The following is a 20,131-nucleotide window of genomic DNA, read 5'->3' as shown; positions in this document are numbered from 1 at the left end:
GATGGCATCAGGGCCTGTTGATTGAAACCGCCAAGGCGCCAAGGACGCCACGTTCTTTGAACCGCCAAGACGCCAAGAATTTCCCTCGATAAACCCAGTGATTGTTTTTCATCTGTTTTCCTTAGCGTGCTTAGCGTCCTTGGCGCCTTGGCGTCTTGGCGGTTCCAATCAGCCTTTCTTGGCGACCTTGGCGCCTTGGCGGTTCATCAGCGAAATTCAGATCTCAAGTAGCGCCGGCCAGCTCAGGATATGACCCGGCGGCACCAGCTCGCGCAGATGAGCGACGATCGCGTCGACACGCTCGGGCGTGTCGAAGAACTCGACGACGATCGGCAGGTCCAGGGCCGTGTCGATGAGATGCGAGGAATGCACCTGTCCGTCCTGGCCGAAACCGCTGATGCCACGGAACACCGTCACCCCGCGCACCTGCTCGACATCGTGCAGCCGCGCCAGCAGCCGCTGGTATTTGTCCTGTTCGGTGAGATAGACACGCACGCAGCGCACGGCAAGGGTGCTCATAGCTGTCTCCCGAGCGCGAGCCCGGCAGCGGCCGCACCGATGCACAGGATCACGCTCAGCATCACGTTCGCCAGCGCCTTCACGCCCTCACCCGCCTCGATCAGGTTGACCGTCTCGATGGAAAACGTCGAGAAGGTCGTGAACGCGCCCAGCAGACCGACCAGCAATGACGCCCGCCACAGCGGGCTGACATCGAAGCGCTCCAGCAGCAGCACGTACAGCAGTCCCATCGCCAGGCTGCCGCTCACGTTGATGATCAGCGTGCCGTAGGGAAAGTCCCGCCCCAGCCAGGCGGCCACGCCGCCGGCGACCCAGAAACGCAGCAGCGCCCCGAAGGCGCCGCCGGTGGCGATGGCGACGAGCTGGTTCATGATCCTGTTTCTGTTTTTCGTTGGGGCCAATAGTACATCAGCGGTTCCCGCCTGGGCATACGTCCGCAGGGCGTGGCCTGGCCGGTAGCCCTGCTGCCATGGCCGGTCCCGTCACCCGGATACCGACATATCCGGCGCATTATGGATACTTGAAATGGGCAACAAGCCCTACGCGCACTGCTGTCCCATAAACCCAGCATCTGATTTGCCACGGAAGCACACGGAAGACAGTGAAATGAAACCGCGTCACGAAGCCCTGCCCCAACACGTGGCAGGTGACGTGGGATGTCGTGTGAAGCTTGTGATCTTAAGTATCTATGTTTTTCCGTGTGTTTCCGTGGTTGATATGAAGGTTTTCAGGGCAGAAATTAATGGGCCAGCCATGACCTGTGCTATTTCTTCCCGGCCTTGCGGTCCAGATCCCGCAGATGCGCCAGCTTCTCGGCAATCTTGATCTCCAGACCGCGTGGGGCCGGCTGGTAGTAGCGACGCTCCGGCATGTTCTCCGGGAAATACCGCTCACCGGCCGCGTAGCCTTCGGGCTCGTCGTGCGCATAGCGGTAGCGGTGGCCATAGCCCAGCTCCTTCATCAATTTGGTCGGTGCGTTGCGCAGGTGCAGCGGCACGTCCAACGAGCCGTAGCCCCTGGCATCCTGTTGTGCCCGCTGGTAGGCGACATAGACGGCGTTGCTCTTGGGTGCACAGGCCATATAGACGATGGCCTGCGCCAGGGCGAGTTCACCCTCCGGGCTGCCCAGGCGCTCCTGCGCGTCCCAGGCGTTCATGGTGAGTTCCAGCGCGCGCGGATCGGCGTTGCCGATGTCCTCGCTGGCCATGCGCACGATGCGCCGCGCCAGATACAGGGCGTCGCAGCCGCCGTCGAGCATGCGGGTGAACCAGTACAGAGCAGCATCGGGATCGGAACCGCGCACGGATTTGTGCAGCGCCGAGATCTGATCGTAGAAGGCCTCGCCGCCTTTATCGAAACGCCGCACCCCACCGAGGACGACCTCGTTGATGACCGCTTCGGGGATGAACTCACCGCCCTCCCCATCGGGCTCGGCCAGATCGGCCGCGATCTCCAGCAGATTCAGCAGGCGGCGCGCATCGCCATCGGCGGCCTGCACCAGCCGCTGGCGCAGCTCCGCGGCGATGTGGCTGCGCCGCCCACCCAGGCCCCGCTCGGCATCACCGAGTGCGCGCTCGAGGAGATCGAGCAGATCCGTCTCCTCCAGGCGTTTCAGCACATAGGTGCGGGCGCGCGACAAGAGTGCATTATTCAGCTCAAAGGAAGGGTTCTCGGTAGTCGCGCCGACGAACAGGAGGGTGCCATCCTCGATGTGCGGCAGGAAGGCATCCTGCTGTGCCTTGTTGAAACGGTGCACCTCATCGACAAACAGGATCGTCTGCTTTCCATGGGCCGCACGCAGGGTACGCGCCTGCTCGACGGCTGCGCGGATGTCCTTCACCCCGGCGAGCACCGCCGACAGGGTGACGAATTCCGCCCCGGCGGTGTGCGCCAGCAGCCGCGCGAGCGTCGTCTTGCCGGTGCCCGGCGGCCCCCACAGCACCATGGAATGCAGGCGCCCGTTTTCGATGGCGAGCCGCAGCGGCTTGCCAGCACCGAGCAGGTGCTGCTGGCCGACGAATTCGTCGAGGTGCTGCGGCCGCAGCCGATCGGCCAGAGGTCGGTAGGGGTCCGGGTTCGACATGCAAGGGCCCGCTAGGGTGCACTCCATGGCGGACGGCAACCGCTCATTCGGCAGCGCCGATGATATCCACACCGGCCGGGGGTACGAAGCGAAACAGGCCCGCCGCCAGCGGGCCGTTGCGCACCTCGTTGCTGAACCGGAACACCGTCAGCTGGTCGAAGCCGTCGATCAGCTCCATCGTTACCAGCAACTCCTCCCGGAAACCCAGACGCAGGCGGTTGAACTGTGTGTCCTGGGCGAGCGGCCGCAGTTCGTACCACTGTTCACCATCACGCGACGCCATGGACGTCACGCTGAACAGTTCACGTGGCTGTCGGTCGGCGCTGAGCAGCAGCGCGGGCGTGCCGGCGAGCGCGTCGCTCTGCGGCCTGACCGTCGCCTGCTCCAGATCGGCATCGTAGGTCCACAGGCGTTGGCCATCGCCGAGTACCAACTGCCGGTAGGGACTCGAATAGTCCCAGCGGAAACGCCCCGGCCGCTGGATGGACAGCCGCCCCCGGGCCGTCTGGGTGAGATTGCCCTTGGGATCGTAGAGGGTCTGCTCGAAATCCGCCGACAGCGTCTGCAGACCGTCGAAGAAACGGTCCATCGACGTGACGACGGGGTCGGCGGCAAACGCCCCGACCGCGAGAGTCCACGCCAGCAGGACAGTGAGCGACCTGCGGAGGTTGCGCGTACAGTGCGACATGACTTCAGTACCTCGTGATGACACCACCCCGGACCATGACGGCTGGAGCTGCCGTGCTCGCCAGCATTGTCTCCCCGGGTGTTGTTGGCGCCAGGGCGGCTCACCACGCCTGCACCCGGCAGTTCCAAAACGACTCAGTCCTCCGGCGGCGGCGGTGCCAATACCTCACGGCTGCCATTGGACTGCAGCGGACCGACGATACCGGCCATCTCCATGGTCTCGATCATGCGTGCGGCGCGGTTGTAGCCGATCTTGAGCCGGCGCTGCACACCCGAGATCGAGGCGCGGCGCGACTCCGTGACGATACGTACCGCGTCGTCATAGAGCAGATCGGACTCGCTGTCCTCGTCACCGCCACCGAAGCCCGCCTCGCCCGGCAGTTCGCCGCCCGGCGTATGGCCCCGCAAGACCTCATCGAGGTAATCCGGCGACGAGCTGTCCTTCAGATGATCCACCACGCGGTGCACCTCCTGGTCCGAGACGAAGGCGCCGTGGACCCGTATCGGCAGACCGGTGCCCGGTGCCAGATAGAGCATGTCGCCATGCCCGAGCAGCGCCTCGGCGCCCATCTGATCGAGGATGGTGCGTGAGTCGATCTTGCTGGAGACCTGGAAGGCGATGCGTGTCGGAATATTCGCCTTGATCAGGCCGGTAATCACGTCCACCGACGGCCGCTGCGTCGCCAGGATCAGATGAATGCCGGACGCGCGCGCCTTTTGCGCCAGACGGGCGATGAGCTCTTCGACCTTCTTGCCGACCACCATCATCATATCGGCCAACTCGTCGATGATGACCACGATGTAGGGCAGGCGCGTGAGTTGCGGCGCTGGTGCCTCGGGATCGAGCTGCTCTTCCGGCTTATACAACGGATCGGGGATCGGCTCACCCCGCTCCTCGGCCTCCTTCACCTTGCGGTTGTAGCCGGCGATGTTGCGTACGCCGAGCGCCGCCATCAGTTTGTAGCGGCGCTCCATTTCGGCGACGCACCAGCGCAGCGCGTTGGCGGCCTCCTTCATGTCGGTCACCACCGGCGTGAGCAGGTGCGGAATGCCCTCGTAGATCGACAACTCCAGCATCTTGGGATCGATCATGATCAGCCGGACATCGGTCGGCAGGGTCTTGTACAGCAGGCTGAGGATCATGGCGTTCACCGCCACGGACTTGCCCGAACCGGTGGTGCCGGCGACCAGCAGGTGCGGCATACGCCCCAGATCGACCACCGTCGGGTGGCCGGAGATGTCCTTGCCGAGTGCCAGCGTCAGCGGCGATGTCGCCGCCTCGTAGTCCTGTGAGGTGATGATCTCCGACAGTGCGACGACCTCACGCTGTTCGTTGGGGATCTCCAGGCCCACGACCGACTTGCCCGGGATGACCTCGACCACACGCACACTGATGGCCGACAGCGCACGCGCGAGATCCTTGGCGAGGTTGCTGATCTGGCTGACCTTGACGCCGGAGCCGGGCTGCAGTTCGAAACGCGTGATCACGGGGCCGGGGCTGACGGCGACCACCTGCACCTCGACACCGAAATCGGCGAGTTTCATCTCCACCAGCCGCGACATCGCCGCCAACGCCGCCTCGGAATACCCACCCTCGCTGGGACGCGCGCGATCCAGCAGTGCCAACGGCGGCAGCGCGGAATTGGCGGGCGGATCGAACAGCGGCACCTGACGCTCCTTCTCGACACGCTCGCCAGGCTCGACCTTCTTGAGGACCGGCTCGATGCGCGGCGGGATACGCCTCTCGACCTTCAGCTTCTCCTCTTGCACCACCACCTCACGGGCCGCACGCCGGCGCCGGGTCGCCAGATACTGGCGCAGCCAGGCGGCGCGGCCGCGCGCCCAGGTCAGGAAGCGCAGGGTCCAGCGTCCGGTCCGATCCATGAGCGCGAGCCACGACAGGCCGGTGAACAGCGTCACTCCGGCCAGGAACAGTGCCAGCAGTAACAGCGTCGCGCCGACAAGGCTGAAGGGCTCGGTGAGCACCGCGCCGAGCAACTCACCGAGGATGCCACCGGCGCTCAGCGGCAGCACCCCCGCACGGATGTCGAAGTGCAGACTCGCCAGCGCACAGCCGGTGCCCACGGTCAGCAGGAAGCCCAGCCAGCGCAGCGCCAGGGTGCGGTAGTCGATATCACCGTCCGAGGTCTGACCGCGGAACACCAGCCAGCCGCTGTAGCCCACCATGACCGGAAACAGGTACGCCAGGAAGCCGAGCAGATAGAGGAACACGTCGGCGAACCAGGCGCCGGCGACCCCGCCGACGTTCTGCACCGCGCCGCGCGGCCCGCTGTGCGACCAACCGGGATCGCTGCTGCTGTAGCTCAGCAGCGATACCAGCAGGTACACCGCGATGGCGCTCAATACGATCAACGCCCCCTCACGCACGCCGCGGCTGACGTGGTGTGCGAGTGGTACCGCGTTGGGATTCTTCTTGCGTGCCTGTGCCAAGACCTATCTCTAACTCATCGGAATAATTAGGGGATTGTATGTTCGATCGGGGTCGTTGACCACCGCCCCGGCACGGGACCGGGGGGCCTGGCCCTACCCGACCGCTGCCCGCACCGCCGGGTGGGCCAGTTCACCACCTGCAATGTTCACACCCCGCGCCAGGGCCGGGTCCTGCCGCCAGTCGGCGTCGCCGGCCAAGCGCAATACGTAGGGCAGGAGTACTGCCGAGAGGGCCTGCGAGGCACTGCGCGGCACCGCCCCGGGCATGTTGGTGACGCAGAAATGGGTGATGCCACCGACGCTGTAGGTCGGATCGGCATAGGTCGTGGGGCGCGTCGTCTCGATGCAGCCGCCCTGGTCCACCGCGATGTCGACGACCACGCTGCCCGGTGCCATGGCGAGCACCTGGGCGCGGCTGACCACGTGCGCCGCCCGGGCACCCGGGATCAGCACCGCGCCGATCAGCAGATCCGTGTCGCGCACCGCGCGGTCGACGGCTTCCGCATAGGGGTACAGCGCCGTCACATTGGGGCCCAGCGCGCGCATGGCCTGCAGGCGGGCATGCCGGCGATCGAAGACGGTCACCTCGGCGCCGATGGCCGCCGCCATGGCCGCGGCGCTACCGCCCGCCTGGCCCGCACCGATGACCGTCACCCGGCCGCGCTCAGCCGCCGGCAGGCCGCCCAGCAGCAGGCCCTTGCCGCCCTGCGGTTGCAGTAGCAGATGGGTGCCGATCTGCACCGACAGCCGCCCGGCGATGTCACTCATGGGCGCCAGCAACGGCAACAGGCCGTCGGCAGTCTCCACCGTCTCGAAGGCCACGGCGGTCAGACCGATCGCCCGCAGGCGCCCTGCCAGCGCGCGGTCGGCCGCGAGGTGCAGATAACAGAACAGGGTATGATCGGGGCGCAGCCAGCGCAGATCGCCGTCGGTCGGCCCCTTGACCTTGACGATGAGCTCGGCCTCGGCATATACCCGCTCGGCACCCGGCAGCACCTGGATGCCCAGATCGGCATAGGCCGCATCCGGATAGCCCGATTGCAGGCCGGCGTCCGCCTCCACGAACACTGCGTGCCCGGCCTGGACGAGGTCCGCACAGGCCGCGGGCACCAGCCCGACGCGCCCTTCCAGCGGCATTGTCTCCTTCGGGACTCCGATACGCATGCCTTCTCCTTTACCCCCGCAATCAAAGCCCTTAGGATACCCGACGACCACGGAATACCCGCGCGCCGTCCTCGGCCGAACCGCCCGGGGTCACACCCCCGACGCGCCCAATCATCTGTCAGCGTTGGATATTGTCCAAAAACACTGCCCCAGCGCAGGCCGGAGCCATTATACATGAGCGAAACCAAGCACTGCCGTCTCCTTATTCTGGGTTCGGGTCCCGCCGGCTACACCGCCGCCATCTATGCGGCGCGCGCCAATCTCAAACCGGTGCTGGTCACCGGTGTGGAGCAGGGTGGCCAGCTCATGACCACCACCGAGGTGGAAAACTGGCCGGGGGGCGCCCACGACCTGCAGGGCCCACAACTCATGGAGGCGATGCGCGAACACACGGCGCGCTTCGACTGCGAGATCGTCTTCGATCACATCAACACGGCCGACCTCCAGAACCGCCCCTTCACCCTCACCGGTGACTCCGGTGTCTACACCTGCGACGCACTGATCATCGCCACCGGCGCCTCGGCCATGTACCTGGGGCTGCCCTCCGAAGAGGCCTTCAAGGGCAAGGGCGTGTCCGCCTGTGCCACCTGCGACGGCTTCTTCTATCGCGGCCAGCAGGTCGCCGTGATCGGCGGCGGTAATACCGCGGTCGAGGAGGCACTCTATCTCGCCAATATCGCCTCGCACGTCACGCTGGTGCACCGCCGCGACCAGCTGCGCGCGGAAAAGATCCTGCAGGACCGGCTCTTCAAGCGGGTCGAGGAAGGTAAGGTCAGCATCGAGTGGGACTCCGTGCTCGACGAGGTCCTGGGCGACACATCCGGCGTCACCGGCATGCGCATCAAGCACGTCAAGACCGGCGCCACCAAAGACATCCCGCTGCTGGGGGTGTTCATCGCCATCGGCCACAGCCCGAACACCCAGATCTTTGCCGGCCAACTCGACATGCAGCACAGCTACATCCGCATCAAGGGCGGTCTGGACGGCGATGCCACCGCCACCAGCGTGCCGGGCGTATTCGCGGCCGGCGATGTCGCCGACCATGTCTACCGCCAGGCCGTGACCTCTGCCGGCGCCGGCTGCATGGCGGCACTGGACGCCGAGCGCTACCTCGACGCGCTCGTGGAAAAGCCGTGATGTCGGGCACGCCCGCGGGCGTGCCGTAGGGTCATGCCACTGCGCATCGTCGATGCCCTCGATGATATCCCGGCAGCGGACTGGGACCGCCTCGCGGGCGATGCAAATCCATTCCTGTCGCATGCCTTCCTGGCCGCGTTGGAACACCACGATTGCGTCGGTGAGCGATTTGGCTGGTACCCGCGGCACCTCACCCTCTACGACGCCGAGCGCCTGATCGGCGCGGTGCCGTTGTACCTCAAGGATAACTCCTACGGCGAACTGGTGTTCGACTTCGCCTGGGCCGATGCCTATCGGCGCGCCGGCCTGCGGTATTACCCGAAGGCCGTCGCCGCCATTCCCTACACCCCCGCGACCGGCCCGCGACTGCTGCTCGACCCGACCGCGGATACCGAACGTGCCGCCGATCTGCTCACGGGTGCGGCCGTGGAGTTGTGCCGTGAACTCGAACTGTCCTCGCTGCACTGGTTGTTCACCGATGCCGCCGATACCGCACGCCTGCAGGCGCGTGGCTTCCTGCTGCGCCGCGGCGTGCAGTTCCATTGGCACAACCCCGGTTACCGTGATTTCGACGATTTTCTCAGTGGCTTCACCGCCGCCAAGCGCAAGAAGCTCAAACGCGAGCGCCGCCGCGTCAGCGACGCCGGCATCGAATTGCGCGTCGTGCACGGGCACGAGGCCGACGCGGCACTATGGCGCACCGTGCACGGCTTCTACACCTCGACCTTCGACCGCAAATCAGGGATCGCCACCCTGAGCCTGGATTTCTTCCGTGAGATCGGCCGCACCCTGGGTGATCGGATCGTGCTGGTGATCGCCTACGTCGGCGACCGGCCGGTGGCGTGCGCCATCAATCTGCGTGGCCGACAGGCCCTGTACGGCCGTCATTGGGGCTGTCTCGCCGACTACCACAGCCTGCATTTCGAGGCCTGCTACTATCAAGGTATCGACTACTGCATCCGGCATGGCCTGACGCTGTTCGAGCCCGGCGCCCAGGGCGAGCACAAGATCAGCCGCGGCTTCGTGCCGGTATCGACGTGGTCGGCACACTGGATCGCGGATGACCGCTTCCGCGCCAGCATCGCCGACTTCCTGCAGCGGGAGGATCGGGCCATGCGCGACTACATCGACGAGCTGCGCGAACACCTCCCGTACCGGGCCGACGCCCCCGCCCCCCGCGCGGGACAGCCAGGGGGGCATCGGTGAACGGAGTGGCCCCGTTCTGGCTCGACGCCTGGCCGCCGGATGCCCCCTTCCCACCCGTCGAACTGGCACTGCGCGAGCCTGACGGCCTGCTGGCCGTCGGTGGTGATCTGTCGCCGCAGCGCCTGTTGCGCGCCTATCGGCAAGGTATCTTCCCCTGGTACAACGCCGGCCAGCCGATCCTCTGGTGGTCGCCCGATCCGCGCCTGGTGCTGTCCCCGGGTGCGCTGGAGGTCTCGCGCAGCCTGCGCAAGACGCTGCGTCGGGGCGCCTTCCAGATCACGCTGGATACGGATTTCGAAGCGGTTATCACCGCCTGTGCGGCCCCACGAGTCGACGCTCAGGGCACCTGGATCACCCCCGACGTTGCCGCCGCCTATACCCGCCTGCACGCCTTGGGCCACGCCCATTCGGTCGAGGTGTGGCGGCAAGGCCGGCTGGTCGGTGGCCTCTACGGCGTCGCGCTCGGCCGGGTGTTTTTCGGGGAATCCATGTTCACCCGCGCCAGCGATGCCTCCAAGGTCGGTTTCGTACACTTGGTCCGGCAGCTGCAACGCTGGGGCTTCGAACTGATCGACTGCCAGGTTTACACCGGCCATCTGGCCCGCCTGGGCGCCACCCTCGTTTCGCGTACGGCCTTCAACGCCCAACTCGACACGCTCACCACTGCGGCGGGGCACACCGGCAGCTGGGTCCTGGATCCCGATCTGGCGGATCAACTGCGTGGTGGCGGGCACGCCAGCGGGGCGAGCTCGGCGAGACCTTCGTAGCCACGCAACCGCATGGATGGCGTCGCCGGGCGGGTGTATGCGCTATCATTCACTATGAATGACCGATCACTACTACCCGATCGGCTGGGTGCCTGTATTTCTGCGCATTCCGTATATCTCTCCGTGGCCAGACTGACCGTTACAGGCTGATTCGACCGGCACAGAGTCATGAATTCACCACGACTGCTGCAGTTCTTCACGACACCACCGCAGACCTGCTCCTACCTGCCGGAGCGGGAGTCTATCAGCCTGTTTGCCCAGCCGGGCATCATGACCCGGGCGCTCTACAGCCAGCTGGCCCGGCTCGGATTCCGCCGCAGCGGCAGCCACGTCTACCGCCCCGCCTGTACCGACTGCACCGCCTGCGTCCCGGTCCGGATTCCTGTTGCGGACTTCCAACCGCACCGCCGCGACCGTCGTTGCCAGCAACGCAATGCCGAGTTGGAGACGGCCGTCGTCAGCGCCGGCTACAGCGAGGAATATTTTTCCCTCTATCAGGAGTACCTCACCGCGCGGCATCCGCGCGGCGGCATGGACGAGGCCACCCCCGTGAATTTCCGCCAGTTCCTGCTGGGTGGCTGGAGTGACACCTGGTTTCTGGAGATGCGGCTGAGCGGGCGGCTGGTGGCCGTGGCGGTCACTGACCGGTTGGATGATGGCCTGTCGGCCGTATACACCTTTTACGACCCGGCGCTGGGCACACGTGGTCTGGGTAACTTCGCCATCCTGCAACAGATCGAGACGGCCCGGTCTCTCGGCTTGTCCTACCTCTACCTCGGCTACTGGATCGCCGCATCACCGAAGATGGCGTATAAGGGTCGTTTTCGACCGCTACAGGCCTACCGGAATGAACGTTGGGAGACACTGACCTGAGTCCTGGCCACCCGGGTGGCGCGGCGCCCGATTAAAAAACATCCGTAGTCGTTCCGGATTCAGACAGTTTTCTCTATAATGCCCCGATTCATTCATCACAATCAGGTTTTACATGGCGAAGGAAGACCAAATCGAAATGCAGGGCAAGGTTATCGAAACCTTACCCAACACCATGTTTCGCGTCGAACTGGAGAACGGCCACGTGGTGACCGCGCACATCTCCGGCAAGATGCGTAAACATTACATCCGCATTCTCACCGGTGACAAGGTCACGGTCGAACTGACACCGTACGATCTCAGCAAAGGTCGCATCACCTACCGGGCCCGTTGAGGTGTTCCCGTCAACCTTTCCGTGACGATCGCGCCGCCCCGATAATCCACACTGGCCGGCGCCCTAACCCACCGCCCGGGGCACCTGCCCACAGCCCCGAACCCGCCGGCGCGGCGCATGATCAGGCCTTTTCCGCCTCGGTCTCGATCTCCAACGCCAGGGTGTCACCCTCGACACGTACCTCGACGTGACCCCCATGAGAGAGTCGGCCGAACAGCAACTCGTCGGCGAGCGGGCGCTTGATGTGTTCCTGCACCACCCGCGCCATCGGGCGGGCACCCATCTTCGGGTCGTAGCCCTTCTCCGCCAGCCACAACCGCGCCGCCTCGTCGATGTCGATGCTGACGTTGCGATCGGCGAGCTGCGCCTCGAGTTCGTAGATGAATTTGTTGACCACCTGCGCGACGACCGTCGGGTCGAGTGGCTTGAACTGGATGATCGCGTCCAACCGGTTGCGGAACTCCGGCGTAAACAGCCGTTTGATCGCCTCCATGCCGTCGCTGGCATGATCCTGAGCGGTGAAGCCGATGGATGGCCGATCCATCTCCTGCGCCCCGGCGTTGGTCGTCATGATGATGATGACGTTGCGGAAGTCTGCCTTGCGGCCGTTGTTGTCGGTCAGCGTGCCATGATCCATGACCTGCAGCAGCAGATTGAAGACCTCGGGGTGCGCCTTCTCGATCTCGTCCAGCAGCAGCACCGAATGCGGGTGCTTCAGCGTGGCGTCGGTGAGCAGACCGCCCTGATCGAAGCCGACATAACCGGGGGGTGCGCCGATCAGTCGTGACACGGTGTGCCGCTCCATGTACTCGGACATGTCGAAGCGGATAAGTTCGATACCCAGCGTCATGGCCAGTTGACGGCTGACCTCGGTCTTGCCGACGCCGGTCGGTCCGGCGAACAGGAAGGAGCCGATCGGCCTCTGTTCGTTGCCCAGACCGGAGCGCGACATCTTGATGGCCGAGGCCAGCGCCTCGATCGGCTCGTCCTGACCGTAGACGACCATCTTGAGATCGCGACTCAGGGTGCGCAGCTTGTCCTTGTCCGACGACGAGACACTCTTCGGCGGGATACGGGCAATCTTCGCGACGATGGATTCGATGTCCGCCGTGCCGATGGTCTTCTTGCGCTTCGACGGCGGCTGCATGCGCTGGTTGGCGCCGGCCTCATCGATCACATCGATGGCCTTGTCGGGCAGATGGCGGTCGGTGATGTAACGGTCCGCCAGTTCCGCCGCAATGCGCAGCGCCTTCGGCGAATAACGCACGTTGTGATGCTCTTCGAATGCCGTCTTCAGACCCTTGAGGATCTGTATGGTCTCTTCAACCGTAGGCTCGCGCACATCGATCTTCTGGAAGCGCCGCGCCAGGGCGCGGTCTTTTTCGAAGATGCCACGGTATTCCTGATAGGTCGTCGAGCCGATGCATTTCAGCTCGCCGGAGGCCAGCATCGGCTTGATCAGATTGGAGGCGTCCATCACACCGCCGGAGGCCGCGCCCGCACCGATGATGGTGTGGATCTCGTCGATGAACAGGATCGCGCCCGGCTCCTTTTTCAACTGGGCGAGCACACCCTTCAGACGCTTCTCGAAATCACCACGGTATTTGGTGCCTGCGACCAACGCACCCAGATCCAGCGAATAGATGGTCGCATCGTGCAGGATTTCGGGGACCTGGCCGTCGACGATCATGCGTGCAAGTCCCTCGGCCAGCGCGGTCTTGCCGACACCGGCCTCACCGACGAACAGCGGGTTGTTCTTACGCCGTCGGCAGAGGATCTGCACGGTCCGCTCGATTTCCTCACGGCGGCCGATCAGCGGATCGATCTTGCCGCGGCGGGCCATGTCGTTGAGGTTGGTGGCGAAACTCTCCAGCGGCTTGCGTGGTCCGCTCTCAGGCGCCTCCCCCTCTTCACTGGACCCCAGGGAGAGCTCCTCGTTCTGTTCGCCAGCGACCTTGGAAATACCGTGCGAGATATAGTTCACCACATCCAGTCGGCTGACGTTCTGCTTGTTGAGGAAATAGACAGCCTGCGATTCCTGCTCGCTGTAGATCGCCACCAGCACGTTCGCGCCTGTGACCTCCTTCCTCCCGGATGACTGTACATGGAACACGGCACGCTGCAGCACACGCTGGAATCCCAGGGTGGGCTGGGTCTCGCGCGTGTCCTGGACCGGCAGCACCGGTGTGGTCTCCTCGAGGAAGCTGACCAGGTCGTGTTTGAGCGCATGCATGTCCGCACCGCAGGCCCGCAACACCTCGGCCGCCGCCGGGTTGTCCAGGAGTGCCAGCAGCAGGTGTTCCACGGTCATGAACTCGTGACGCTTCCCGCGCGCTTCCTTGAAGGCGAGATTGAGAGTGAATTCCAGTTCCTTGCTCAGCATAGTGATGTACCTCGCCCTTAGGCCTCTTCCATGGTGCACAACAGGGGGTGTTGGTGATGCCGCGCGTATTCGCTGACCTGTGCGACTTTGGTCTCGGCAATTTCCCGGGTAAAAACCCCGCACACGCCTTTGCCGCGCGTGTGGACATGCAGCATGATCTGGGTCGCCTTCTCCCGACTCATGCCGAAAAAAGTTTCCAGTACCTCCACAACGAACTCCATCGGGGTGTAGTCATCGTTGAGCAGTACGACCTTGTAGAGCGGCGGCGGTTTGAGTTTGGGCGTCGCCTCCTGAATGGCCAGCCCATCTTCATCGCCACGCTGCATAAATTCGTTCGCCATGTACCAAGTCTAACTGAATCCTGCCGGTGCAGGGCTCACACCTGCAGTGGGGTTTTAGTGGACCCATGCAACCAGACTTAATCATAGTCCGAGTGCCGGGCGCAATTAGTGTCATGCATTCCCGCCTTGGGGCGGCTGCGGACCGGGGCGGCAGCAAACCGCGCGCGCGGGGCTTGAAGCCGCTGAATACTTGACTATTTTAGACTGTTGGACGAAAGTTGAAAGTGGCGCATTCCTGCGCGCCGGGGAAGGAGGAGATTCCCGTCGCTGAATCAGGTTCTTCAGGGGCCGGGGTCGGAACAATAAAAGCGGATTAGAGAATCCGCAGATGTGAGCGAGGTAAGCGCAGTCATGGCAACAGGTACGGTCAAATGGTTCAGTAATGCCAAGGGATATGGTTTCATCTCTCCGGATGGGGGTGAGGAAGACGTGTTCGCACATTTCTCCGCGATCGAGGCCGAAGGTTATCGTACGCTGAAGGAAGGCCAGAAGGTCGAGTTCGAGATCAGCGAAGGCCCGAAGGGGCTCCAGGCCTCGCGGATCCGGGCACCGGGCGACTGACAGCGACCCGCACCGGCGGGGCGCAACAGCAGGGCTTTCCCAACCGCCCCCTGCGTTCCTTATGGGAGACGCAAGGGGCGGTGAGAGTCTTTATTATCTGCCGTTCGCCTTACCTTAGATCACCCTGCCCTCAGGCCATCTTGGCGATGACCGCGTCGCCGAACTGCGCGGACGAAAGCGCTTGCGCACCGGGTATGGCCCGGGCGAGATCACCCGTCACCTGTTTTGCCATGATCGCGCCCGACACGCCGGCTACGATCAGATCGGCGGCCTCCTGCCAACCGAGGTGGCGCAGCATCATTTCCGCTGATAGGAGTAATGACCCCGGATTGGCCTTACCCTGGCCGGCGATATCCGGTGCCGTACCATGGGTGGCCTCGAAGACACCGACGGTATCCGACAGATTCGCACCCGGCGCAATCCCGATGCCGCCCACCTGTGCCGCCAGGGCATCGGAGATGTAGTCGCCGTTCAGATTGAGAGTGGCGATCACGCTGGAGGCCTCGGGTTGCAACAGGATCTGCTGCAGAAAGGCATCGGCGATGACGTCCTTGATGACGATATCCCGCCCGCTGCGGGGGTTGGTGAAGCTCAAGGGACCACCCTTGGTCTTTGCCTGCGCCCCGAACTCCTCGCGCGCGAGTTCATAGCCCCAGTTCTTGAAGGCGCCCTCGGTGAATTTCATGATGTTGCCTTTGTGCACCAGGGTCACGGAGTCACGATCCTGGTCAATGGCGTACTGGATCGCCTTGCGCACCAGGCGTACCGTCCCCTCCTTCGACACCGGTTTGATGCCGATGCCCGAGGTCTCCGGAAAGCGGATCTTGGTGACGCCCAGCTCGTCTTGCAGGAAACGGATGAGCCTGGTCACCTCGGGGCTGCCGGCAGGCCATTCGATGCCGGCGTAGATATCCTCCGAATTCTCGCGGAAGATCACCATGTCGGTCTTTTCCGGCTCCTTCAGTGGGCTCGGCGTCCCCGCATAGTAGCGCACCGGCCGCAGGCAGACATACAGATCCAGGTCCTGTCGCAGCGTGACATTGAGTGAGCGGATGCCCCCTCCGACCGGCGTCATCAGTGGCCCCTTGATGGCCACGGCGAACTCCCGGATAGCCGCGATGGTTTCTGCCGGCAACCAGACATCGTCGCCGTAGCGGCGGTTGGCCTTTTCGCCCGCGTAGATCTCCATCCACGCGATCGTCCGCCGACCGCCGTAAGCGCGTTCGACGGCGGCGTCCACTACCTTGCGCATCACCGGCGTCACATCGATGCCGATACCATCACCTTCGATAAAGGGGATGATGGGGCGTTCCGGTACCGTGAGGGCATTGCCGGCACCGACGCGGATACGCTCGCCCTCGTCCGGAACGTGGATGTGCTGATAGGTCATTGGAGATTCCCGAAACAATGAAAACGGCCGCGGATTCTACCATCCGTAGCCGGGGCGCGCGATGCGGGACGGATGCCGAATGAAGAACCCCCGCCGGAGCGGGGGTTCGGGTCAGGCAGTGATTACCCGGGGGCTCAGACTTCGCCGCCAGCCGCCTTGATGAGGGCGTCCTCGATGGCATTCGGGGCACACATGATGTTGAAGAAGGTGGCGCCCGTCTCGCTGGCGATCATCGGCAGGTGCGGCCAGCTGATCGCGATGCGGAAGCGTGCATAGAGGGCGTAGACATCGCCGTCAGAGACCAGGATCTCGTAGGGCAGGTGGCCAGTGGAACGCAGCTGATCGCGATCGACGCGGCTCATGATGTACTCGTCGCCGCTGCAGCCCTCGGTCAGCGCAACACCGAAGACGGTTTCCTGCTTGCCAGGGATGTCGATACGGTAGACCTTGCTGGCACCACCCCGGTGGGCCGCCAGACCGGCCTCGACGGCGGCGACGGCCTCGTCATGGCTGTCGTATTCCGCGAGCTCGCTGGGATCGTTGAAGTATTCCATGCCGAACATGTAGTGGTACTTGCGCAGATCCTTCTCGGTCAGCTGCTTATTGCCAGTGCCGAATTCTTCCTTATCACCCAATGCCGTCTGCAGTGCAGCGGCCGCGGCCTGCAGATCGGAATCGTCCTCGACACGGTAAGCGTTGCCGTAGTACAGCGGATTGGTGTAGGACACCTGGATCTCATCGCCCACCTGGGTGAGCGTGACGCGCTGACCGGCCACATAGCCGCCGAACTCGGTACTGGCGGCCGCCTTCTTCAGGGCATCATTGGTGATCGCCAGAACCAGGGCGCCCTCGTAGGGGGTATAGGAGCCGACGATCTCGAAGCCGGCGCCGGTGATCTTTTGTTTCACCGCCTCAGCAGCCTGCTGCATATCTCCGGTGGTGGTGTAGGCAAGCGTGAACGGCTTCAAGGCCTCGGCAGCGACGCCGGTACCGGCCGCGGTAAAAAAGATTGCTCCGGCCAGACAGATTTTCTTCAGGGATGGCAACATGATGCAACTCCTCCGCATGTTTATTGTGATATCCGCAGGGGCCTCACGCCGCCCGGGAGTTTTCTTATGCCCTGCTTTACCGCGACACCCCCGGGCCTGATATTCTTCCGATCGGCGCCCGGGATGCCACAGCCGCACGAGGCGGTTCAAGGTCATGCGGTAGTTATTACCTTCTCACCGCGCAATGTCAAGCGCGCGGGTATCGAGGGCGGCGCTTCCCCGATGCCGCCCAGGCCGCTGCGCAGAAAAGTTGTTTACCATTTGGTTTCAAAGCGATGCAACTACAAATTCAAGTAGATAAAGGGTACGTCCGGGGTGCGGATCGGACGCCGTTCGGCACCGCGCCGGGCTGTCGGCTGACAAGGACCCGTGTCGATGGGCCCTGATATTCACGTCACCGTTGCGGCGGTCGTGCATCAGGACGGCCGGTTTCTGCTGGTCGAGGAGCAAATCGACGGCCAGCTGCAGCTCAATCAGCCCGCAGGACATCTGGAACCCGACGAAACACTGGTGCAGGCAGTCAGACGGGAGGCCTTTGAAGAGACCACCTGCCGCTTCGACCCCGAGGCACTGGTGGGGGCCTACCTCTGGCAGGTGCCGGGTTCGGGTCGCACCTATCTGCGTATGGCCTTCTGTGGTGGGGTCGGCGCGCCCGACCCCACCGCTGCCCTCGACACTGGTATCGAACGCACCATCTGGCTGACCCGCAACGAGATCGTTGCGCGTCAGCCGCACTGGCGCAGTCCGCTGGTCCTGCGCTGCGTCGACGACTACCTGGCCGGGCACCGCTACCCGCTCAACCTGCTGGTCAGCCTGCTGCCCGATGACTGATCGTCCGCGACTGCTGGCATACGGCCTGCTGGCCGGCCTCGGCGTCCCTGCAACGGATTGGGCGGACAGTGTCCTGCCGGCTCCGGGACGCCTCCTGGAGGTGTGTTTCCAGCACGGCTGCGCATCCACTGCCACCGTTCCACTGGAGGAGGAGGTCCTGGCGGAACTCAGCAGAATCTTCGCCCCCGCGGGCGACGCGGCTCGGGAACGGGCTGCGATCGCGCGCGGCATCGCCACCCTGGAACGCTATGTCGGCAGCCGCACGGGTACCGATCGCGACCGCGGCGGAACCTTCCCCGGGGCCTTCCGGCAGGGGCAGATGGACTGCATCGACGAGTCGACCAACACCACCCGCTATCTGCGGCTGTTCGCGCGTCAGGGTTGGCTGCGCCGCCACGCGGTGGCGATACCGGCCACCCGCCTGCCCATCCCCGTCGGCTGGTGGCCGCACACCACCGCCGTCGTCACCGAACTCGGTACCGGCACGGCCTACGCCGTCGACAGCTGGTTCGAGGCGAACGGGCAGCCGCCGCACATCGTCGATCTGGACACCTGGCGCGGCGGCTGGAAACCCCCGAAGGTGGACCCGTGAAGCGGCGCAGGCGCGTCATCGTCGGCCTCTCCGGCGGCGTCGATTCGGCCGTGGCCGCCCTGTCCCTGCTGGAACAGGGTTATGCCGTCGAGGGGCTGTTCATGAAGAACTGGGACGAGGACGACGCGGCCGGCCATTGCCCTGCCGCAGAGGATCTCGCCGACGCCGAGGCGGTTGCGCGGCTGCTCGGCATCCGGCTCCACCACATCAGCTTCTCCACGGAATACTGGGATCGCGTGTTCACCCATTTCCTCGCCGAATACCGCGCCGGTCGCACGCCGAACCCGGATGTGATGTGCAACAAGGAGATCAAGTTCCACGCCTTCCTGGATTACGCCCTCGGCCTCGGCGCCGACTTCATCGCCACCGGCCACTACGCACGACTGGAGCGTTCCGATGAGGGCGTGCAGCTGTGCAAGGGCCGTGATCCCGACAAGGACCAGAGCTATTTTCTGCATCTGCTCGATCAGTCGCAGCTCGCGCACGCGCTGTTCCCGCTGGGTGAACTGCACAAGCCGGAGGTCCGCCACATCGCGGCGCAGGCCGGGTTCCCCAACCATGCCAAGAAAGACAGCACCGGCATCTGCTTCATCGGCGAGCGCCGCTTCGACGCGTTTCTGGCAAGTTATCTGCCGGCCCGGCCGGGCGCTATCGTGGACCTCGGCGGCACGGTCGTCGGAGAACATCAGGGACTCATGTTCCATACGCACGGCCAGCGCCAGGGGCTGGGTATCGGCGGGCGCCGCGGCGCTAGCGGCGAACCCTGGTACGTGGCCGGCAAGGACCTCGCACACAACCGCCTCATCGTAGTGCAGGGGAAGAATCATGCGGCGCTGTTTCATTCCGCTCTGCGCGCCGGGCCACCGCATTGGATCGACACCGTTCGGCCCCACCTGCCGCTGCGCTGTACCGCCAAGGTACGCTACCGCCAGGCGGACCAGCCCTGCACCGTCCGGGGTGAAAGCGACGGTGGCCTGCGGGTCGTCTTCGACACACCGCAACGCGCCATCACACCGGGGCAGGCCGTCGTCTTCTACCAAAGCGACCGTTGTCTGGGCGGCGCGACCATCGCCCAAGCCATCGATTGAGTACTCTGCGCATTCGCTCCAACATCGCCACCATGACGCACACCTTCACCGACCGCACCCTGGCACTGGCCGCCCTGTTTCAGGCCGCGCAACTCGTCCAGCAGGTCGCCCGCCGCGGCCAGGCGGCCGATCCGGACATCAGGACCTGTATCGACAGCCTGTTCAGGATCGACGCACCGTCCACGGCCGCAATCTTCGCCACGCCTGACGGCGGTATCGGCCTCGGCCCGGGGCTGAAGACGCTGCTGGCACGGCTCGGTGGTGGCGGTACCGCGGAGGAACTCGAAGTCACCCGGTACGTCATCGCGTTGCTGCACCTCGAACGCAAACTGGCACGCGACAGCGCGCTGCTGAACACTCTGCGGACCGGCATCGGGCGGGTCGCCGGTCAGGCCGAGTATTTCGCCGCGTCCACCCACGCGACCGTCATCGCTGCGCTCGGCGAGCTGTACCAGCAGTCCATCAGCACGCTCCAGCCGCGTATCATGGTGCAGGGCGAACCAGCCTATCTCACCGATACCGCCCGGGCGAACCTGATCCGCGCCCTGCTGCTCGCCGGCATCCGCGCAGCCGTCCTCTGGCGCCAGTTGGGCGGCAACCGCTGGCAGCTGCTGCTCGGCCGCCGACGGATCCTGGATACCGCCCGGCAGCTGCTGCAGCAAAGTGCATTAGGCTGAC

The 20,131-nt window shown here is 64.6% G+C and carries 20 protein-coding genes; 10 read left to right on the top strand and 10 right to left on the bottom strand.

Going from position 1 to position 20,131, the window contains the following annotated elements; genetic code table 11:
* Nucleotides 1-216 precede the first annotated feature (216 nt).
* The 6 genes from K8I04_04840 to ald form a co-directional block, all read right to left on the bottom strand.
* Nucleotides 217-519, bottom strand: coding sequence for a DUF190 domain-containing protein (locus tag K8I04_04840; protein ID MBZ0071035.1), 303 nt, complete (start codon nt 517-519; stop codon nt 217-219).
* On the bottom strand, nt 516-890 hold the full coding sequence (crcB, locus tag K8I04_04835; protein MBZ0071034.1) for a fluoride efflux transporter CrcB: 375 nt from the start codon (nt 888-890) through the stop codon (nt 516-518). The genes K8I04_04840 and crcB overlap by 4 nt, the downstream gene beginning before the upstream one ends.
* A gap of 392 nt (nt 891-1,282) precedes the next feature.
* Nucleotides 1,283-2,602: a replication-associated recombination protein A gene (locus K8I04_04830; protein ID MBZ0071033.1), complete on the bottom strand. Its 1,320-nt coding sequence runs from the start codon at nt 2,600-2,602 to the stop codon at nt 1,283-1,285.
* A 43-nt stretch (nt 2,603-2,645) separates the two neighbouring features.
* Nucleotides 2,646-3,290, bottom strand: a complete 645-nt coding sequence (lolA, locus tag K8I04_04825; protein ID MBZ0071032.1) for an outer membrane lipoprotein chaperone LolA — start codon at nt 3,288-3,290, stop codon at nt 2,646-2,648.
* A 134-nt stretch (nt 3,291-3,424) separates the two neighbouring features.
* Complete coding sequence (locus K8I04_04820) at nt 3,425-5,740, bottom strand: DNA translocase FtsK 4TM domain-containing protein (GenBank protein MBZ0071031.1); 2,316 nt, start codon at nt 5,738-5,740, stop codon at nt 3,425-3,427.
* 93 nt (nt 5,741-5,833) lie between these two features.
* Nucleotides 5,834-6,904: an alanine dehydrogenase gene (gene ald / locus K8I04_04815; GenBank protein MBZ0071030.1), complete on the bottom strand. Its 1,071-nt coding sequence runs from the start codon at nt 6,902-6,904 to the stop codon at nt 5,834-5,836.
* Between the two features lie 174 nt (nt 6,905-7,078).
* Between ald and trxB the strand changes: the two genes are divergently transcribed.
* The 5 genes from trxB (at nt 7,079) to infA (ending at nt 11,218) form a co-directional block, all read left to right on the top strand.
* On the top strand, nt 7,079-8,041 hold the full coding sequence (gene trxB / locus K8I04_04810; GenBank protein MBZ0071029.1) for a thioredoxin-disulfide reductase: 963 nt from the start codon (nt 7,079-7,081) through the stop codon (nt 8,039-8,041).
* 33 nt (nt 8,042-8,074) lie between these two features.
* On the top strand, nt 8,075-9,247 hold the full coding sequence (locus K8I04_04805; protein ID MBZ0071028.1) for a GNAT family N-acetyltransferase: 1,173 nt from the start codon (nt 8,075-8,077) through the stop codon (nt 9,245-9,247).
* A 5-nt stretch (nt 9,248-9,252) separates the two neighbouring features.
* The gene (aat, locus tag K8I04_04800) at nt 9,253-10,014 is read left to right on the top strand and encodes a leucyl/phenylalanyl-tRNA--protein transferase (protein MBZ0071027.1); all 762 of its coding nucleotides are present in this window, start codon (nt 9,253-9,255) and stop codon (nt 10,012-10,014) included.
* 168 nt (nt 10,015-10,182) lie between these two features.
* On the top strand, nt 10,183-10,887 hold the full coding sequence (locus tag K8I04_04795) for an arginyltransferase (GenBank protein ID MBZ0071026.1): 705 nt from the start codon (nt 10,183-10,185) through the stop codon (nt 10,885-10,887).
* Nucleotides 10,888-10,999: 112 nt separating this feature from the next.
* Nucleotides 11,000-11,218 carry a translation initiation factor IF-1 gene (infA, locus tag K8I04_04790; protein MBZ0071025.1) on the top strand — a complete coding sequence of 73 codons (219 nt, stop codon included), beginning with the start codon at nt 11,000-11,002 and terminating at the stop codon, nt 11,216-11,218.
* A 121-nt stretch (nt 11,219-11,339) separates the two neighbouring features.
* On the opposite strand, the gene clpA is transcribed toward infA, so the two are convergent.
* Together clpA and clpS are read right to left on the bottom strand one after the other, a co-directional pair.
* Nucleotides 11,340-13,601 (bottom strand): ATP-dependent Clp protease ATP-binding subunit ClpA, encoded by a 2,262-nt coding sequence (clpA, locus tag K8I04_04785; GenBank protein MBZ0071024.1) that lies wholly within the window; start codon nt 13,599-13,601, stop codon nt 11,340-11,342.
* A 17-nt stretch (nt 13,602-13,618) separates the two neighbouring features.
* Complete coding sequence (gene clpS / locus K8I04_04780; GenBank protein ID MBZ0071023.1) at nt 13,619-13,942, bottom strand: ATP-dependent Clp protease adapter ClpS; 324 nt, start codon at nt 13,940-13,942, stop codon at nt 13,619-13,621.
* 351 nt (nt 13,943-14,293) lie between these two features.
* On the opposite strand from clpS, the gene K8I04_04775 reads away from it, so the two are divergent.
* On the top strand, nt 14,294-14,503 hold the full coding sequence (locus K8I04_04775) for a cold-shock protein (protein ID MBZ0071022.1): 210 nt from the start codon (nt 14,294-14,296) through the stop codon (nt 14,501-14,503).
* A 130-nt stretch (nt 14,504-14,633) separates the two neighbouring features.
* Here K8I04_04775 and icd read toward each other — a convergent pair whose 3' ends face one another.
* Nucleotides 14,634-15,893 carry an NADP-dependent isocitrate dehydrogenase gene (gene icd, locus K8I04_04770; GenBank protein MBZ0071021.1) on the bottom strand — a complete coding sequence of 420 codons (1,260 nt, stop codon included), beginning with the start codon at nt 15,891-15,893 and terminating at the stop codon, nt 14,634-14,636.
* Nucleotides 15,894-16,027: 134 nt separating this feature from the next.
* Nucleotides 16,028-16,942, bottom strand: coding sequence for a hypothetical protein (locus K8I04_04765; GenBank protein MBZ0071020.1), 915 nt, complete (start codon nt 16,940-16,942; stop codon nt 16,028-16,030).
* Nucleotides 16,943-17,317: 375 nt separating this feature from the next.
* On the opposite strand from K8I04_04765, the gene K8I04_04760 reads away from it, so the two are divergent.
* Genes K8I04_04760 through hflD form a run of 4 tightly spaced genes read left to right on the top strand, consistent with a single transcriptional unit; the run spans nt 17,318 to nt 20,130 of the window.
* A complete protein-coding gene (locus K8I04_04760; protein ID MBZ0071019.1) occupies nt 17,318-17,773 on the top strand; it encodes an NUDIX hydrolase in 456 nt (151 codons plus the stop codon).
* On the top strand, nt 17,766-18,365 hold the full coding sequence (locus K8I04_04755) for a hypothetical protein (protein MBZ0071018.1): 600 nt from the start codon (nt 17,766-17,768) through the stop codon (nt 18,363-18,365). The genes K8I04_04760 and K8I04_04755 overlap by 8 nt, the downstream gene beginning before the upstream one ends.
* Complete coding sequence (gene mnmA / locus K8I04_04750; protein MBZ0071017.1) at nt 18,362-19,453, top strand: tRNA 2-thiouridine(34) synthase MnmA; 1,092 nt, start codon at nt 18,362-18,364, stop codon at nt 19,451-19,453. The genes K8I04_04755 and mnmA overlap by 4 nt, the downstream gene beginning before the upstream one ends.
* A complete protein-coding gene (gene hflD, locus K8I04_04745) occupies nt 19,450-20,130 on the top strand; it encodes a high frequency lysogenization protein HflD (GenBank protein ID MBZ0071016.1) in 681 nt (226 codons plus the stop codon). The genes mnmA and hflD overlap by 4 nt, the downstream gene beginning before the upstream one ends.
* The last annotated feature ends 1 nt before the right edge of the window (nt 20,131 follow it).

The organism is Gammaproteobacteria bacterium (genome assembly GCA_019911805.1).
Taxonomy (GTDB): domain Bacteria; phylum Pseudomonadota; class Gammaproteobacteria; order Thiohalobacterales; family Thiohalobacteraceae; genus JAHJQQ01.
Note: the sequence above shows the minus strand (reverse complement) of the source record. Positions and strands in the feature narration are given on the sequence as shown.

Excerpts from the sequence above, each read along its gene's own strand:
- icd (MBZ0071021.1), bottom strand. The coding sequence starts at position 15,893 with ATGACCTATCAGCACATCCACGTTCCGGACGAGGGCGAGCGTATCCGC.
- K8I04_04775 (MBZ0071022.1), top strand. The coding sequence starts at position 14,294 with ATGGCAACAGGTACGGTCAAATGGTTCAGTAATGCCAAGGGATATGGT.
- K8I04_04795 (MBZ0071026.1), top strand. The coding sequence starts at position 10,183 with ATGAATTCACCACGACTGCTGCAGTTCTTCACGACACCACCGCAGACC.
- clpA (MBZ0071024.1), bottom strand. The coding sequence starts at position 13,601 with ATGCTGAGCAAGGAACTGGAATTCACTCTCAATCTCGCCTTCAAGGAA.
- lolA (MBZ0071032.1), bottom strand. The coding sequence starts at position 3,290 with ATGTCGCACTGTACGCGCAACCTCCGCAGGTCGCTCACTGTCCTGCTG.
- trxB (MBZ0071029.1), top strand. The coding sequence starts at position 7,079 with ATGAGCGAAACCAAGCACTGCCGTCTCCTTATTCTGGGTTCGGGTCCC.
- ald (MBZ0071030.1), bottom strand. The coding sequence starts at position 6,904 with ATGCGTATCGGAGTCCCGAAGGAGACAATGCCGCTGGAAGGGCGCGTC.
- K8I04_04840 (MBZ0071035.1), bottom strand. The coding sequence starts at position 519 with ATGAGCACCCTTGCCGTGCGCTGCGTGCGTGTCTATCTCACCGAACAG.
- K8I04_04830 (MBZ0071033.1), bottom strand. The coding sequence starts at position 2,602 with ATGTCGAACCCGGACCCCTACCGACCTCTGGCCGATCGGCTGCGGCCG.
- K8I04_04765 (MBZ0071020.1), bottom strand. The coding sequence starts at position 16,942 with ATGTTGCCATCCCTGAAGAAAATCTGTCTGGCCGGAGCAATCTTTTTT.
- clpS (MBZ0071023.1), bottom strand. The coding sequence starts at position 13,942 with ATGGCGAACGAATTTATGCAGCGTGGCGATGAAGATGGGCTGGCCATT.
- crcB (MBZ0071034.1), bottom strand. The coding sequence starts at position 890 with ATGAACCAGCTCGTCGCCATCGCCACCGGCGGCGCCTTCGGGGCGCTG.
- infA (MBZ0071025.1), top strand. The coding sequence starts at position 11,000 with ATGGCGAAGGAAGACCAAATCGAAATGCAGGGCAAGGTTATCGAAACC.
- K8I04_04760 (MBZ0071019.1), top strand. The coding sequence starts at position 17,318 with ATGGGCCCTGATATTCACGTCACCGTTGCGGCGGTCGTGCATCAGGAC.
- K8I04_04755 (MBZ0071018.1), top strand. The coding sequence starts at position 17,766 with ATGACTGATCGTCCGCGACTGCTGGCATACGGCCTGCTGGCCGGCCTC.
- K8I04_04805 (MBZ0071028.1), top strand. The coding sequence starts at position 8,075 with ATGCCACTGCGCATCGTCGATGCCCTCGATGATATCCCGGCAGCGGAC.